Raw genomic sequence first — 15,669 nt, forward strand, 5'->3', positions numbered from 1 at the left:
ATAAAAAATAACGATTATAATAATGAAACTGGATTTTGAAGCTAAATATATAAAACTTTTTGTATTATCGGCGGCTATAGGCTCTATTGTAGGATTTATAGTTTCAGTATATAGATTAATATTATATAAATTAAGCGTCAATGTGTTTTATGTTTCAAATTTTATATTTGACAGATGGTATTATCCTATATTTCTTTTTATATTTCTTATAGGTATGGGCTGTCTAATAGGATATATACTTGTATATTATCCCCGTATAAAAGGTGCAGGGGTTCCGCAGATAAAATATTATATATCTCTTCATGAACCTAAGAATATTTTACTTGAGATTTTATTTAAGCTTTTCGGAAGTATGATATCTTTTGCAAGCGGTCTTTCTCTAGGCAGAGCTGGTCCTTCTATGCATGCAGGTATGCTTGTAGGTCTTTTCTTTCATAAATATTTTTCTAAGTTAGAAAAATACAGAAGATATCTTCTTGTATCTGGTGCATGTGCAGGAATGACGGCTGCTTTCAGTGCTCCTTTTACAGGAATTGCCTTTTCTTTTGAAGAGCTTGGAGAGCAGAAAAATCATATTGTATTTGTATGCATAGTTTTTTCTTCTATAGCCTCTATACTTGTAATAGAACATATTGTCGGACAGGGATTTATACTTAATTTTAATCTGCCTAGAATCCTTGAGGTCAGACATTATATATCGCTTCTTCCTTTTGGTATAATATGCGGAATATTGGCTTCTCTTTTTAATTACCTTATGACTTTATTTTCAAAATTATATCAGAAAATAAATAATGATATATTTCGTCCCGTTCCTGCTTTTCTGCTTGCAGGTTTTATGATAATGTTTTTTCCTTATGTACTAGGCAGCGGGGATTTGCTTATAGGAAGTATAATTAAAGATAAATTTTCTGTTTATATGCTTTTTATGCTTATATTTGTTAAATTATTTTATACTTCTGTATGCTCCGCATCAGGAGCAGTCGGAGGTATATTTTTTCCAACCTTTATATTAGGAGCCTCAATAGGTTCCTTATATGATATATTTCTTGTAAAATATTTTCCTGATTATGCTGTATATGGAGATTTATTTATACTTTTAGGCATAACATCTCTTATGTCAGGTATAACAAGAACTCCTATAATGGTATGCATATTAATACTTGAGATATCAAATTCTATTTCCAACTTTTCCGCTCTGGTTATAGTGGCTATAATATCATATATGGTTGCTAAAGTATTGGGAGTAACTTCTATATATGACCAAAATAAATAATTAAGTAATTATCTGAAACGTATTTGAATTGCTTATGAAATATTTAATAATGATTATCTGAAAGAATATTATAATGTTTTTAAAAAACTATTGAATTTTTTAGAAAATAATTATTCGGAGGAATTAAAAAAATATTAAAGATATATTTAAATAAAATATTTTTAATATAAAAATAATTGCAAATATATATTATAAAACTATTATCCTGCAATATCTCCGTATTCTATGTTTCTATATCCGTCAATATAAACTATTAATGAGTGGTTTTTAAAATAGTCAGGCTCAAATAGTATATGCAATGTGGTATCAGGTCTTGTCTCATCTTCATCAAAATCTATTAAAACAGTATCTATATATATGGCTTTAAAGAAATCTTCCGATTTTATAGGGATTGTGATTAATTCTCCCAATTGATTTTTATATATATTTTCATCTATTTTTTCTAAGGTGGAAACCCATTCTTCCGCAGATTCTAAGCATTTTCTGTCTATAAGAAAGTCGGAAACATTTTTTTTATGCTCATCAATCCACTGCAGTATTTCATTAATTTTATCAATATGTTTAATAAGCATTTCGGATTTATTTGCATCTTCTCCGAAATCTATTAATAATGATATTTTTTCATCATACCATAAATCGCAGTACGATTCATACGAGAAATAATCATTTTCATAAAAATCTTTTATACTTTTATTTTTCATAATTTATTATTTCCTTTTTGCATCCTTTAGAATGGGAGTATTTTTATAATTTTAAATATATTAATATATTGTTAATTTTCAAGTTTTTATATATTTTTTTTTGCGGCATTTATTATTATATCGCATATACTTTCATCATTAAAATATCCGCTGTCTATAGCCAGATTATAATTTGTTATGTCTTCCCAATCGCATCCTGTATAATATTTATAATAATTGGATCTGTATTTATCCGTATTTTCTAATACTGTCTGAGCATCTTCTCTTTTTACTCCGTATTCATTAATTATTCTTTCTATCCTATTTTTATTTGGGGCATGTATGAATATATTGAAGCATCTGTTTATGTCTTTTAATATAAAACCTGCGCATCTTCCTATTATTATGCAGTTTTCCTTATCAGCAATATCTTTGATTACCTCGCTTTGTATTTTAAACATTTTATCTAAATTTGAGTATTTTATTTCATCAGAAAACGGACTTGAAAAATGCTGCTTATTAAATGAACTGAAAAAAAGATTATCATTTGTAAATTTTTCTTCTTTATCTTCTAAGTATTTTTGATTAATACCTGTTTTTTTAGCTACTATTTCTATTAATTCTTTATCATAAAAGTTTATATTTAATTTATTAGCTATTGCTTCCCCGATGCATCTTCCTCCGCTGCCATATTGTCTGCTTATTGTTATAACAATGTCTTTCATAAAATTTACCGTATATTTATATTTGTCCCGTCTATTATATATAAAAAAAAAATTAAATCCAGATTATTAATACTGTAATTTTTAATATATTTAAAAAAATGGTTTGATTTTTTTACTAACTGCTATAATATAGTAGTATAAGTTTATATAAAATACATTATAAATATAAAAAAATAATACGGAGGAAATAAATATGGCTGCTAAAACATTAGAAGAAGTTTTATATCAAATATTTCAAGGAGAATCAAATGCCGCAAATAGATATAGTTTATTCGGAAAAGCATCTGGCAATAAAGCTGTTCAAAAAGTATTTTCAACAACATCTTTAGCTGAAAAAATACATGCTGAAAAAATGAGAAAATTAGCTTTAAGAAGCGGATTGGATATGAGTAAATTTGTACCTGAGCTTATGCCTGTGGAGCCTGCAAGCGATAAGGAAAATTTAGAAGCAGGTATAAAAGGCGAGGTTTATGAGTCTACTATACTATATCCTCAATTAGCACAGGTTGCTATGGAGCAAAAAAATAAATTGGTAAGCGATACCGTAAATTCTTTAGGTAAAGTTGAAATAGAACATGCAAAATTATTTCAGGATATTATAGATAATTTCTTAAATAAAGATGCAGATGTTTCTTTTTATCTATGTCCAAGCTGCGGTAATATATACATAGATAAAGCGCCTGAAACCTGCGAAACCTGCGGCGGTTCAGGAAAGATGTTCCAGAAATATTAATTTAATTATTTTTTATTATTGATATATTATTATATTATTGACTTTATAATAAAACTATGTTAATAATATAATGTTGCAAAAAATAATTAAAAAATAACGAGGTGAAATATGAATCCATTTATAATTATCACCTCTGTTGTAGCTGCGTTTGTTTTTGGATATATAACCCGTTTTATCATAGCAAAAATAAAGCTTAATTCTACGGAGATAATAACGCATAAACTGCTTCAAAGCGCAAGAGAACAGGCAGAAAATGAAAAGAAAACCGTACTTTCCAAAGCTAATTCTGAAATACAAAAAGAGCGTAGCAGATTAGAAAGTGAAAATAGAGACAGAAAGGCTGAAATTCAGAAATTAGAAAATAGAGTGCTACAACGAGAGGCGAATATTGATAAAAAATCTCAGTATTTGGAAAATAAGGAACATAATATTGAGAATAAAATGAGAAAAATAAAAGAGCAGGAGGAAAAATTAACTTCTGTAATAGAAAAAGCTGAAAAAGAATTGGAAAGAATAGCAGGTCTTACCAAAGAAGAAGCTAAAGCTGATTTGATTAAAGATATAGAAGAAGATGCTAAAAAATCCGCCGCTAAGATAGTTGATAATATAGAAAAAAATGCTATTGAAAAAGGGGAGAGAAAGGCTAGGGAAATTATAGTTCAGACTATACAAAGACTTTCAAGCGAAGTTGCTCAGGAGACTTCAGTAACTTCTGTATCTTTGCCGAGCGAGGAGATGAAAGGAAGAATAATAGGCAGAGAGGGAAGGAATATAAGAATGCTTGAAACTCTTACAGGTGTTGATATAATTATAGATGATACTCCCGAAGCTGTAGTAATATCATGCTTTGATCCTGTAAGAAAGCATATAGCTAAGGTTTCATTAGAAAAGCTTATTTTAGACGGAAGAATACACCCTGCAAGAATAGAAGAGGTTGTAGAAAGAACCAGAAAAGAAGTTGAAGATACAATAATGGAAGCAGGAGAAAATGCTATTGTGGATTTAAATCTTACAACTATGCATCATGAATTAATAAGACATATGGGAAGACTTCAGTACAGAACCAGTTACGGGCAGAATATGCTTCTTCATAGCAAAGAGGTTGCAAATATTGCTGCTATGATAGCGGCAGAAATAGGTGCAAATATTGATTTGGCTAAGAGAAGCGCTTTTCTTCATGATATAGGAAAGGCTATAGAAACGGAAGGAGAAGGCTCTCATGCTATGAGCGGAGCCGATTTAGCCAAAAGATGCGGAGAAAAAGAGGAAGTTGTAAATGCAATAAGATCCCATCATAATGATGTTGATACTCAGACAGTTGAGGCTGTTATAGTTAAGGCTGCAGATGCCATCAGCGCCGCAAGACCGGGAGCTAGAAGAGAATCTTTTGAAAGCTATATTAAGCGTTTAGATAATTTGGAAAAAATAGCCGACAGTATGGAAGGCGTTGAAAAGTCATTCGCCATACAGGCAGGCAGAGAGCTTAGAGTTATAACTAAAAGCGATATAGTTGATGATATTCAGGCTAAGCAAATTGCCAGAGATATTGCTAAAAAGATAGAAGATGAATTAAAATATCCAGGCATAATCAGGGTTACTGTTATAAGAGAAACCAGAGCAGTTGAAGTTGCAAGATAATTTAAAAAAAGGTAAATAAAATGTCTGTGAAAAATATACTATGTATCGGTGATATTGTAGGGGTTACGGGACGATATGCCGTAAGAAGACATTTAGAGGAAATAAAATTAGAAAATAATATAGACTTTGTAATAGCAAATGGAGAGAATGCTGCTAACGGTATAGGAATTACCAGAGATACATCTGCCGAATTATTTTCTTCGGGTATAGATGTTATTACATCGGGTAATCATATATGGAATAACAGAGATGTTTTTGCTTTGATAGGTAATGAGCATAGACTTCTTCGTCCTTATAATTATCCCAGCGATGCTCCTGGGCTTGGCTATTATATATATGATATGCTTGATTGCAGGATAGGGGTTATTAATCTTATGGGAAGAACTTTTATGGATCCTTTGGATTGTCCTTTTAAAAAAGCAAATCTTGCAATTAAGCATATTAAAGAAAAAACTAATATAATATTTATAGATTTTCATGCAGAAGCTACAGCTGAAAAAATAGCTTTTTCCTATTATCTTGAAGGTCAGGTTTCATGCATATTCGGAACTCATACCCATGTTCAAACTGCCGATGAAAAAATATTATCTTCTCATACCGCTTATATATCGGATATAGGCATGTGCGGGAGTTATAATTCTGTTATAGGTATGAAAAAAGAGGCTGCAATTGCCAGATTTGTTACTAAAATGCCTCATAGATTTGAAGTGGAAATTACCAGTCCTATGATTAATGGCATAATAGTTCAGGCGGACAGTATAACAGGAAGAGCCCTTTCGATTAAACGCATAAATTTAGTATATCATAATGATGCTGCGGAGAGACAGGAAAAATAGTTAATTTGGATGTATAATAATTATGTATAATGATAACAGCCCTAAAATATTTTTTAAGCATTTTTTTATTTTTTACATAAAGGTTGCCGTTATTCATACTTTAACCTATATATTTTTTGGTATTTTTTTCTCTAATATATTTAATTACAGAGAAATTTATGAAAATGTTATAGTTTCTAATTTTATGAGAGGATTTGAATCTCCATTAACAGTTATAGGTCCTTTTCTGCAGCCTATAAGAGCTGTATTTATAGCAATAGCATTATTTCCTATTAGAAAAATTATTATTACTAAATTCGGGTGGTTTATAGTATGGCTTATATTTGTATGTATCGGAATAATAGCTGCACCATCTGCTGCTCCAACCTCTATAGAAGGATTAATATATAATCAGCTGCCTATAGAATTTCATCTTATTAATCTTCCTGAACTCTCTCTTCAGACATTCAGTTTTTCTGTTATACTTTGGATTGTTGAGCTTTTGCCTCATAGCGAAAAAAATTTTTCAAACAGAGTATTTTTAACTAAAATATTGTTTTCTATAATATTTACTATGGCTGGAATATTTTTAACATCTGTATGCGGTATTATAATAATGAATTTCTTAGAACTGGATTATACTAATGCTAAATTAGACAGGGGAACTATTTCTTATTTAAGTACAATATCAATATTAACTATTATAATATCATATTCTTTTTCAGATAAATCTTGTAAAAATAAATTATGGCTTTTGCTTATAATTCCTTTAATTTTATTATTATATATACTTTTCCCTTACGGATATAATTATTTATTTAATACAGTTTATAATAATAAAATGGCTTTAATTCCATATAGTATTTCTGCTGTATTAATGTCTATTATTTATTATGCTGTTTTTATAGTTTTTTACGGAAGACTTATAGGTATAGGCAGAAAATCTTCTGAATTATCTGAAAAAGAAGATAATAAAAACAAAGAAGATGATATAAAGTTAATAGATATTAATCAGGATAATTCTAATATTATAGAGATTAATCCTGATGATAATACAGGTAATAAGACATAAAATCTAAAATGTTCATTAATTTGACAACATTATAATTAAAATGTAGTGTTATTTTGTTTTATATGTATTATTATAAATATTTTTTTGATTTTTTTGATTTATTTTAATATAAATTTATTTATACATAATATTTATATTATTTACTTATATATTTTTTTGATATATTATAATTAAAAATAAATAATTAGATTTTCAGATATGTTTATGAATAGAATACTTTATTTAATGGCACTTATATTTATAAGTAGTTTATTGCTTTTTTCTAAAGAAAGTATAGAAAGAGCATCATCATATAACCCTAATTTTAGTTCTTCAAAGTTTGAAGACTGGCTTTTGGTGGCTAGTTTTGATAATAATAATGTTCCCGCCTTAAATTTTGTAGAGAAAACAGATGATAAATACTGGAAAATAAACAATATAAATACCGAAGAATATATATATTATGGTAAAAATTCAAAGGCTGGAATGTTTTATATACTTAATATGACATACTACCAGTATAGAGGATATAATCCTTTATATACGGAAAAAAGAAATGCAGCAAATGCTGATATAATGAAGCGTTTTTATTTTTACAGATTTAAAGGAAAAGGCGGCGGAATGATATCTTTAGATAATCCTTTAATTGCAATAGATATTTATACTAAATATGTTTATATATACGGAATTCCTGTTGAGGAAAATAAAATATTTGGAAGAAATGTTCCTGTAAAATGGGGTCCTTCTGATACAGTATCATATAACGGTTCATTGCTTCCTTTTTATAAATATGATCCTGTAGGACATGTCAATGAAGATGGTACTATAGTTTTATACGAATCATATAACCGTTCTTTTTTAGATAAAGAGAATCGTTATCAGCCTCTTTTAAACAGCAGATATATTTATAAATAGCTTATATATATATGTATTATTTTATTTCTGCTATAGATTCCAAATACATTTTGTAAATCTGCCAATTATCATATTTCATTAAATTTAATGAAGATTTTAATTTAGATGTAAATTCAGCAATTTTATTTTTATTGCATATTTTAAATCCGTCACCTAGAAAGTATACGCCTGTAATCCATTTCAGTTCTTTTTTAGTGTATACATAGTAGAAATGATCTTTACCAAACGGATATCGGATTTTTATATTAAATTTAGAATTATCAGGAGGTATAATATAATTTTTTCTTGCTTCTATTTTATTTTGGTATTTATTGTCTATAAAATTATTAAAATCATTCGGATGCATCAATATTAAGTTTCCGTCATTTTGAAAGGCAAAAATATATATATAACCTTCCGTATTTGATCTGAAGTTTATATTAAACGATTCTCCTTCAATTATTTCGCCGCCGTCATATATTGCATTAGTTTTATTTTCTAAAGTAATTCTTTCTATTCTTACATTTAAATTAATATCATTTATAGGAGACTCAATGGACTGAAATAATATAATAGAAAAATAGAACTCCAAATATACGCATATTTCATTTATTGCAGATATGCTTTCATTATGATTTCTAAGCTTATACTCCTTTAATACATCTTTTGTATATATATCAATAACTTTGAAATTGTATTTTATTTCATAAAGTTCTTCATCTGTTTTTTTTATGTTATATTTATCCGATGATTCTGTATTTTTTTCTATACCATCTTCAATCAAATATCCTAAATCTTTTATTTCATTAGTAAGAGTTATATTATTATTTGTAATATTGTAATTGCTTAAGATAGTATTTATATTGTTTGAATTTGCAGTTATATTAGTGCTGTTATTAGTTTTTAATACTTTTTCACTGTCCATTATTATAACAGCCCTTACATTGAGATTAGATGCTACAATTAAGCCTTCATCTAAAGTTAATACATCTGCAGAAAATAGTTTTTTCTTTTCTCTGTCTACAGAAATTGAAGTTTTCTGCTTAAGATATGCAAATCTGTTTATTGTTTTTACAAGTTCTTTTCTCAGAGGCTCATTTGCTTTCAAACTATGGTCCAAATCAACCGCAGCTATAAGCATTCTTTCTCTTGAATAGATATTTAATGATATGACAGCTGTAATCAGAATATACTTTAATAAGAATTTCAAAATTACTCCTAATACTGAAGTGTGGGTATTGACGAATTTTCTTTTTCATATAGCTTTTCAAGCATATCCATAATCCTTGACAGATCATCGGAACTGTAATATTCTATTATTATTTTTCCTTCCTGACCATTTTTATCTATTATGTTAACTTTTGTTGAAAATATTTTTTCCAAGTCGTTTTCTAATTTTCTTATATTCGGATCTTTCTTTTTATCATTATTTTTTATTTGCATGTCAGATGATATGTTATTTTTTCTTTCTTTTACTATTTTTTCACATTCTCTTACTGAGTATCCTTTTTCTATTATTTCTTTTGCAAAATCTTCTCTTTCATTTTCAAATGTTAGTGATAATATAGCTCTTGCATGACCTTCTGTAATTTTCGATTCTAATATTAAATTTTGTATATTTTCACTTAATTCCAGTATACGCATAGAGTTTGATATGGTGCTTCGGCTTTTTCCTACTCTGTTTGCAAGCTCCTCCTGTTTTATATTAAGATCATATATTAATTTTTTGTAGCTTCTTGCTATTTCTATTGCATTTAAATCCGCTCTTTGTATATTTTCTACTAAAGTAAGCTCAAGCATTTTTGAATCAGCTATATTCTTAAGCACTAATGCAGGTACTTTATCCGCATTTAAAAATTTTAATGCTCTGAATCTTCTTTCCCCTGATATTATTTGATACTTTCCGTTTTTTTCTCTCAAAGTAATTGGATTTATAAGTCCGTTTTCTTTTATGGATTTTGCAAGACCTTGTATTTCCTCTTCATTAAATACTTTTCTAGGCTGATCTGGATTAACATCTATAAGCGATGCATCTATTTCCAATACTCCGTTTTTTTCTGCTTCTTCAGCTGCTTTTCTTATTTCTTTATCTGTTGATTTTATTAAGGCATTCATACCTTGACCGCCAAGTCCGCTTTTTCTGCTCATAAAAACCTCTTAATTATTATTTAATTAACATAATATTATTTATTTACAACTTTTTCAAATTTAAAAAATCCTTCAGGACTGCTATTCATTCCTTCAAGTTTATTATATTGATTATAAAAGGCAACTATATGAAAACCGCATTTATTTATATAAAAATTTATATTACGTTTTTCGAAATATGGAGTGTAGCATGTCCAAGTTTTTGTTTGAGGATATTTATTTTCTATGGCTTTCCAAGATAAATATCCTATTTTTTTATTCTGATATTCTGGATAAATGAAAAAGAAGTGAAGTTCATTATTATTAGTTCTATCATTTATTTCTAATATTGCTCCTCCCACTTTTTCATTATTAAGAACTAAATGATATGAATATACATCATTCATGTTTAAAGATTCGTCAATATCTTTTTCTTCTGGTATTTTATCTGTAATATCTTCTACAAAATAGTTTTTTGCACCGAATATAAATGATTCTTGTAATTTATTTTTAAATATAGAAATATCTTCTTTTCTTACATTTTTTAAAATAATATTATTCATATGGTATCCTCATATTAAAAAATAATAATTATTTAGATTTTTCTACAAACTCTTTGGCAAATTCCTTATAGCTTCTAGCTCCTACGCAGTCTTTATCATAATCTCCTATAGCTTTCCCGTAGGAAGGAGCCTCGCTCAGCCGTACATTTCTCGGTATCATTATTTTATAGCTTTTTTCTTTAAAAAAGCTTACAACCTCTCTAACCACATCGCCGCTCAATTTTGTTCTGGAATCGTACATAGTGAGAAGAACCCCCTCTATTTTTAAGTCTTTATTCAAATTTTCTTTTACAAGCGCTATTGTATTATTAAGTTCAGCTACTCCGTCTAAAGCATAAAATTCGCATTGTATAGGTATAAGAACAGAATCAGCAGCGGTTAGAGCATTAAGTGTTAATATTCCCAGAGTAGGGGGGCAGTCTATAATAATATATTCATAGTCGTTTTTTACTGTTTCTATAGATTTCTTTAATTTATATTCTCTTGCTATTTCATTAACAAGTTCAACCTGAGCACCCACCAAATCGGAATTAGCTGGTATTAAAAATAAATTTTCCTGATATGTAGGCATTATAACTTCATCTGCCTCTGCTTCTCCTATTAATATATCGTATACACTTTTTTGCATTTTATCTCTTGTTATTCCTACGCCTAAACAGGCATTAGCCTGGGGATCTATATCTATAAGAAGAATTTTATAACCCATTTTTGCTATGCTTGCGCTTAAATTAACGGCAGTGGTAGTCTTTCCGACACCTCCTTTCTGATTGACTATAGCTATAACCTTAGACATAAATATATCCCCAAACTAAAAAATCTTATGAAATTATGTTATTATATCAAAATTAGGTATTTTATCAAGTTTTTTAGTTTATTTTTTATTTGCAAATAATAAAAATTTGTTATATTATGAACATTGATTTGAAAATTAAAAATTGAGTCGTCAATAATACAAGCATGATCTATATTTTGAAACATCTGCTGATAAAATGTATATGCTCAGTGAATAAAATCTATAATTTTTAATATGGGAACATATCTATGTATAGTAAAATATTAATAGTTTTATTTTTAATAATATGTATAATATCATGCGGCAATAAATCCACATCTGTTGCTAAAGGATTCAATTTAGATGATTTAGCAGGAATTTACTATTGTACCGATAAGCAATTTGCAAATGATTATTTTGAGGTTGATAAAAAGGGAAATATGAATATTATATATTGATGGTGATATATTTAATCATACTATTATAAATAAATATTCTATTGAACAAATACAAGTGTCTTATACGCCGATTGGAGAATTAATTTTTAAGCGTTAGCGAATGCGAACTTACCATTAGTAGTATGCAAGTTAAGCAGAATTTTAAGAAAAGATAATGTATAATGATATATTTACTGCTGTAATAGTTTAGACTTTCATTATTGCCGATAAAAATATTATGAAGAAAAAATTAGAGATTCAAACAACCACTTTATGGGATTACCCTTCTCAGCAGTATTTAAAAAGTGAGGAGGATAAGCATAAATATTATACGGGAGCCACTCCTTCATATATAATATGGAATTTACTCAATAGGTACACAAAAGAAAAAGATTTAATAGTTGACCCAATGGCTGGAAGCGGTACTACAATTGATGTTGCCCGTGAATTAAACAGAAGAGTATTAGGCTATGATATTAATCCTAAAGCATTGCAGAGAAAAGATATTTTTAAAGCGGATGCAAGGAAAATACCTATAGAAGATGAAAAAGCCGATTTTGTATTTATAGATCCTCCTTACGGCACTCATATTAATTATTCCGATGAGAAAAACTGCATAGGCAAATTGACCGCAAGAGAAAGTAAATATTATGAGGCTATGGAAAAGGTAATAGGTGAGATATTCAGAATAATGAGAAAAGACAGATATATGGCTTTATATGTTTCGGATTCTTATGAGAAAGGTTTTCCTTTTATGCCTATAGGTTTTAAGCTCTTTGAAATTATGAATAAATATTTTATGCCTATAGATATAATTTCCGTTGTCCGTCATAATAGAGATTTAAATAAAGGAAATTATCATATTGCTGCAGCAGAAAATAATTTTTATTTGAGAGGATTTAATTATTTATTTATAATGTATAAAAAAGGAATTAAAACTATAGATAATAACGGAAAAGTTCATTTAAGAAATTTATAATTAAAAAAGCGGAGCTAAAACCCCGCCTTTTATTTTATTCAATTAATATTGTTTATCTTACATAATACATATCTTTAGGTATATAATCGTCTATTATAACGGATTGCTTTAAATCTCTTCTGCCCTGCATAGCCATTATATTATAAGTAGCCGCTCCCACATTTTGATTATCAACCATAACGGTTCTTTTTTCCATTCTTTCCAAATCTATATTTGAAGTTCTTATCTGATCAAAATATTCGCTTGCTAATACAAAGTATTTAAATGCTTCCTGTTCATTAATTACTGTGTTTGCATCTTTGGAATTATAGGCATAAGAAACTCCTATATTATTATAAAGACTTGCCAGATAACTTACAAGAATAAAATCGCTTTCTGTGCGCATTTCCAATCTTCCTAATTTTTCTTTTTTAGCTAAAACCTGACTTAAGGCATTTCTATAAAAACCATTGGCTAAATTAGCTTTATCTAAATGCAAAAGCGAATTTCCAAGAGCATAGGATACAACGCTGTTGCCCGGATTTTTTTGAAATAATGCATTGAATCCTTCAAATGCTCTGTCATATTCACTATCAGAGTAATATATCCAAGATAAATTATATAATAGCTGCTCGCTTCTAAGATTAGGTGCTAAATTATCATAAGCCGTTTGATAATGTAATTTTGCCTTTTCATAATCTTTTTCTTTATAGAAGTAAACATTTCCTAAATTATAATTAGCATCGGGATATACTTTATTTATAGTTAAAGCTTCATTAAAGTTTTTTACTGCGTTTCCATATTCTCCCAAATTATAATATATCTGACCAAGCATATTATATACAATTTCTTTTCCTCTGCAGAAAGGATCTGCATCATATAAAGGTAAAGCCGCATTAGTTAATATATCTCTTGCTATGTCATAATGCTTTAATCTGGTTTCATAATCTGCATATCCTACTATAGACTCTAAATTTTTAGGGTACGCTGTTAATAGATTTTCAAATAATACTCTGGATCCGTAAAAGTCGTCTTTATTAAGCAGATATTTAGCTAATTTAGGATAAACTTCATCATCAATATAATTTTGCTTTAATAGATTTATATGATTCTGAAGTATTTTTACCTGATTATAATCGTCTTGATAAATTTTTATAAGCATAGCTCTTTTTCTAGGAACAACTCCGTCTCCGAATAAGTTTACCATATCTCTGTAATTATTATAAGCTATGTCATAATATTCAGGCTCCGACATATTTTTTGCCATACTTATCATAAGAAGTCCGCGCTCATCGTATATTGTTTCTTTTTCTTTTTGATTACTGGTATAAACAAGCATATCGTTATATAATTCTTCGCCTAATCTATAATCCTCTCTTGATAATTCTTTTTCGCCTTTTTTTCTGTGATAATATCCGTAAGTTATTCTTGTTTCAAAATCTCTGGGCTTAATATTCAAAGCGCCCTGTATTTTTTTTAATGCCTCATTAAATGTTTCTCTTGCAATATAAGCTCTCGCATATTTATTATACCATTTTATCTGCTTAGGCTTTAATTTCTCTCCCTCTGAAAAATTTCTCTCGGCATCATCATAAGCTCCTCTTGATATGCTTAATAAACCCTGACTATAATATTTATTTGCCATAACGGGCTTATAAATAAATTGGAATGAAAGAATAACTATAGTTACAAATAATATCAGAAATACGGCTGCAATTCTGATTATTTTAGCATAATCTTTTAATGAGCTTGGTATAGGTATTAATTCCAGTATATTCTTTCTTCCTTCCTCCTTAATGCTTAATCCTAATTCTTTATTTAATAATTCTGTAATATTTTCATTAGATTCTCCTCTTTCTAAGGCATTAAGCAGATTTTCCATAGAATCTCTGTCTAATTTTTCATTAAGAATAGCATCTAATACATGATACTGAGTAAGCTGAGGAAGATATTTTATTGCATTAATAACTTTATCATGATCTATGTCTTTATCAACATCCTCATATTTTGATTCGGCTAAACTATCCGCAGTTTCAGGTGCTGGAAGAGAAGTTCTTCCTTCAACTATATTATTACTTGCTTTATCATTATCTGAATTATCATCTAAAGACAAATCATTTAAATCTGTATTTTCTTCTTCTGTTATATTATCTAAATCTAAACTATCAGAATCTATGCTCTCATCTTCTTTATCTTCTTCTGCTATATTATCTAAATCTGAATTATCAGAATCTATATTGTCATCTTCTGTTTTATACTCTTCTTTATCTTCTTCTGCTATATTATCTAAATCTGAATTATCAGAATCTATATTGTCATCTTCTGTTTTATACTCTTCTTTATCTTCTTCTGCTATATTATCTAAATCTGAATTATCAGAATCTATATTGTCATCTTCTGTTTTATACTCTTCTTTATCTTCTTCTGCTATATTATCTAAATCTGAATTATCAGAATCTATATTGTCATCTTCTGTTTTATACTCTTCTTTATCTTCTTCTGCTATATTATCTAAATCTGAATTATCAGAATCTATATTGTCATCTTCTGTTTTATACTTTTCTTTATCTTCTTCCGCTATATTATCTAAATCTGAATTATCAGAATCTATATCGCTGTCTGCTGTTTCATCTTCTAGTATGTCATCTAAACTATCAGATATTTCATCAATTCCAAAATCATCTTTTGCAGATTCATCATTAGTTTTGTCTATATTAGGTAGGCTGTCAGGTAATGGTAAATCATCTAATTCGGATAATTTTTCTGAATGTATATCATTATCATTTGAATTATCCCTGTCAATATCTGTGGCGATTTTTTCTTCTAATTCTTTATCTTCAGGCAGCTGCAAATTATCTATATCAGTGATAACTTTATCATCGTCTAAATCTTCGGGCAATTGCAAATCATCTATATCAGCGATAACTTTATTATCATCTAAATCTTCAGGCAATTGCAAATCATCTATATCAGCGATAACTTTATCATCGTCTAAATCTTCGG

At 28.4% G+C, this 15,669-nt stretch carries 15 protein-coding genes; 8 read left to right on the forward strand and 7 right to left on the reverse strand.

Features of this window, described 5'->3' with window-relative positions:
• Positions 1-22: 22 nt before the first annotated feature.
• Entirely contained in the window at positions 23-1,273 is a 1,251-nt protein-coding gene (locus QZ306_RS06810) for a chloride channel protein (protein WP_295162412.1), read from the forward strand.
• A gap of 200 nt (positions 1,274-1,473) precedes the next feature.
• On the opposite strand, the gene QZ306_RS06815 is transcribed toward QZ306_RS06810, so the two are convergent.
• The gene (locus tag QZ306_RS06815) at positions 1,474-1,974 is read right to left on the reverse strand and encodes a DUF2262 domain-containing protein (RefSeq protein ID WP_295162414.1); all 501 of its coding nucleotides are present in this window, start codon (positions 1,972-1,974) and stop codon (positions 1,474-1,476) included.
• Between the two features lie 86 nt (positions 1,975-2,060).
• The gene (locus QZ306_RS06820) at positions 2,061-2,678 is read right to left on the reverse strand and encodes an AAA family ATPase (protein ID WP_295162416.1); all 618 of its coding nucleotides are present in this window, start codon (positions 2,676-2,678) and stop codon (positions 2,061-2,063) included.
• A 193-nt stretch (positions 2,679-2,871) separates the two neighbouring features.
• On the opposite strand from QZ306_RS06820, the gene QZ306_RS06825 reads away from it, so the two are divergent.
• The 5 genes from QZ306_RS06825 (at position 2,872) to QZ306_RS06845 (ending at position 7,830) form a co-directional block, all read left to right on the forward strand.
• Positions 2,872-3,411 carry a ferritin family protein gene (locus tag QZ306_RS06825; protein ID WP_295162418.1) on the forward strand — a complete coding sequence of 180 codons (540 nt, stop codon included), beginning with the start codon at positions 2,872-2,874 and terminating at the stop codon, positions 3,409-3,411.
• A gap of 108 nt (positions 3,412-3,519) precedes the next feature.
• Positions 3,520-5,049, forward strand: a complete 1,530-nt coding sequence (gene rny / locus QZ306_RS06830; RefSeq protein ID WP_295162420.1) for a ribonuclease Y — start codon at positions 3,520-3,522, stop codon at positions 5,047-5,049.
• A 20-nt stretch (positions 5,050-5,069) separates the two neighbouring features.
• Complete coding sequence (locus QZ306_RS06835) at positions 5,070-5,885, forward strand: TIGR00282 family metallophosphoesterase (RefSeq protein ID WP_295162422.1); 816 nt, start codon at positions 5,070-5,072, stop codon at positions 5,883-5,885.
• Positions 5,886-5,907: 22 nt separating this feature from the next.
• Complete coding sequence (locus QZ306_RS06840; RefSeq protein WP_295162424.1) at positions 5,908-6,936, forward strand: hypothetical protein; 1,029 nt, start codon at positions 5,908-5,910, stop codon at positions 6,934-6,936.
• 204 nt (positions 6,937-7,140) lie between these two features.
• Positions 7,141-7,830: a hypothetical protein gene (locus QZ306_RS06845; RefSeq protein WP_295162426.1), complete on the forward strand. Its 690-nt coding sequence runs from the start codon at positions 7,141-7,143 to the stop codon at positions 7,828-7,830.
• 16 nt (positions 7,831-7,846) lie between these two features.
• On the opposite strand, the gene QZ306_RS06850 is transcribed toward QZ306_RS06845, so the two are convergent.
• The 4 genes from QZ306_RS06850 to QZ306_RS06865 are packed head-to-tail and all read right to left on the reverse strand — an operon-like array spanning position 7,847 to position 11,292.
• Positions 7,847-9,019, reverse strand: a complete 1,173-nt coding sequence (locus QZ306_RS06850; protein WP_295162427.1) for a DUF4384 domain-containing protein — start codon at positions 9,017-9,019, stop codon at positions 7,847-7,849.
• Between the two features lie 8 nt (positions 9,020-9,027).
• Positions 9,028-9,957, reverse strand: coding sequence for a ParB/RepB/Spo0J family partition protein (locus QZ306_RS06855; protein WP_295162428.1), 930 nt, complete (start codon positions 9,955-9,957; stop codon positions 9,028-9,030).
• A gap of 35 nt (positions 9,958-9,992) precedes the next feature.
• Positions 9,993-10,499 (reverse strand): GNAT family N-acetyltransferase, encoded by a 507-nt coding sequence (locus QZ306_RS06860; RefSeq protein WP_295162430.1) that lies wholly within the window; start codon positions 10,497-10,499, stop codon positions 9,993-9,995.
• Positions 10,500-10,527: 28 nt separating this feature from the next.
• Positions 10,528-11,292: an AAA family ATPase gene (locus tag QZ306_RS06865; RefSeq protein WP_295162432.1), complete on the reverse strand. Its 765-nt coding sequence runs from the start codon at positions 11,290-11,292 to the stop codon at positions 10,528-10,530.
• Positions 11,293-11,540: 248 nt separating this feature from the next.
• On the opposite strand from QZ306_RS06865, the gene QZ306_RS06870 reads away from it, so the two are divergent.
• The gene (locus tag QZ306_RS06870; protein WP_295162434.1) at positions 11,541-11,729 is read left to right on the forward strand and encodes a hypothetical protein; all 189 of its coding nucleotides are present in this window, start codon (positions 11,541-11,543) and stop codon (positions 11,727-11,729) included.
• A gap of 217 nt (positions 11,730-11,946) precedes the next feature.
• Complete coding sequence (locus tag QZ306_RS06875) at positions 11,947-12,687, forward strand: DNA methyltransferase (protein WP_295162436.1); 741 nt, start codon at positions 11,947-11,949, stop codon at positions 12,685-12,687.
• 52 nt (positions 12,688-12,739) lie between these two features.
• On the opposite strand, the gene QZ306_RS06880 is transcribed toward QZ306_RS06875, so the two are convergent.
• On the reverse strand, positions 12,740-15,669 hold a 2,930-nt coding region (locus QZ306_RS06880), incomplete at its 5' end, for a tetratricopeptide repeat protein (protein WP_295162438.1).

The organism is uncultured Brachyspira sp. (assembly GCF_910588665.1).
In the GTDB taxonomy this organism is placed as follows: domain Bacteria; phylum Spirochaetota; class Brachyspiria; order Brachyspirales; family Brachyspiraceae; genus Brachyspira.

Bases quoted from the DNA above. Each gene is read 5' to 3' on its own strand.
- QZ306_RS06860 (WP_295162430.1), bottom strand. From the start codon at position 10,499: ATGAATAATATTATTTTAAAAAATGTAAGAAAAGAAGATATTTCTATA.
- QZ306_RS06820 (WP_295162416.1), bottom strand. From the start codon at position 2,678: ATGAAAGACATTGTTATAACAATAAGCAGACAATATGGCAGCGGAGGA.
- QZ306_RS06825 (WP_295162418.1), top strand. From the start codon at position 2,872: ATGGCTGCTAAAACATTAGAAGAAGTTTTATATCAAATATTTCAAGGA.
- QZ306_RS06845 (WP_295162426.1), top strand. From the start codon at position 7,141: ATGAATAGAATACTTTATTTAATGGCACTTATATTTATAAGTAGTTTA.
- rny (WP_295162420.1), top strand. From the start codon at position 3,520: ATGAATCCATTTATAATTATCACCTCTGTTGTAGCTGCGTTTGTTTTT.
- QZ306_RS06855 (WP_295162428.1), bottom strand. From the start codon at position 9,957: ATGAGCAGAAAAAGCGGACTTGGCGGTCAAGGTATGAATGCCTTAATA.
- QZ306_RS06870 (WP_295162434.1), top strand. From the start codon at position 11,541: ATGTATAGTAAAATATTAATAGTTTTATTTTTAATAATATGTATAATA.
- QZ306_RS06835 (WP_295162422.1), top strand. From the start codon at position 5,070: ATGTCTGTGAAAAATATACTATGTATCGGTGATATTGTAGGGGTTACG.
- QZ306_RS06840 (WP_295162424.1), top strand. From the start codon at position 5,908: ATGTATAATGATAACAGCCCTAAAATATTTTTTAAGCATTTTTTTATT.
- QZ306_RS06810 (WP_295162412.1), top strand. From the start codon at position 23: ATGAAACTGGATTTTGAAGCTAAATATATAAAACTTTTTGTATTATCG.
- QZ306_RS06815 (WP_295162414.1), bottom strand. From the start codon at position 1,974: ATGAAAAATAAAAGTATAAAAGATTTTTATGAAAATGATTATTTCTCG.
- QZ306_RS06865 (WP_295162432.1), bottom strand. From the start codon at position 11,292: ATGTCTAAGGTTATAGCTATAGTCAATCAGAAAGGAGGTGTCGGAAAG.
- QZ306_RS06875 (WP_295162436.1), top strand. From the start codon at position 11,947: ATGAAGAAAAAATTAGAGATTCAAACAACCACTTTATGGGATTACCCT.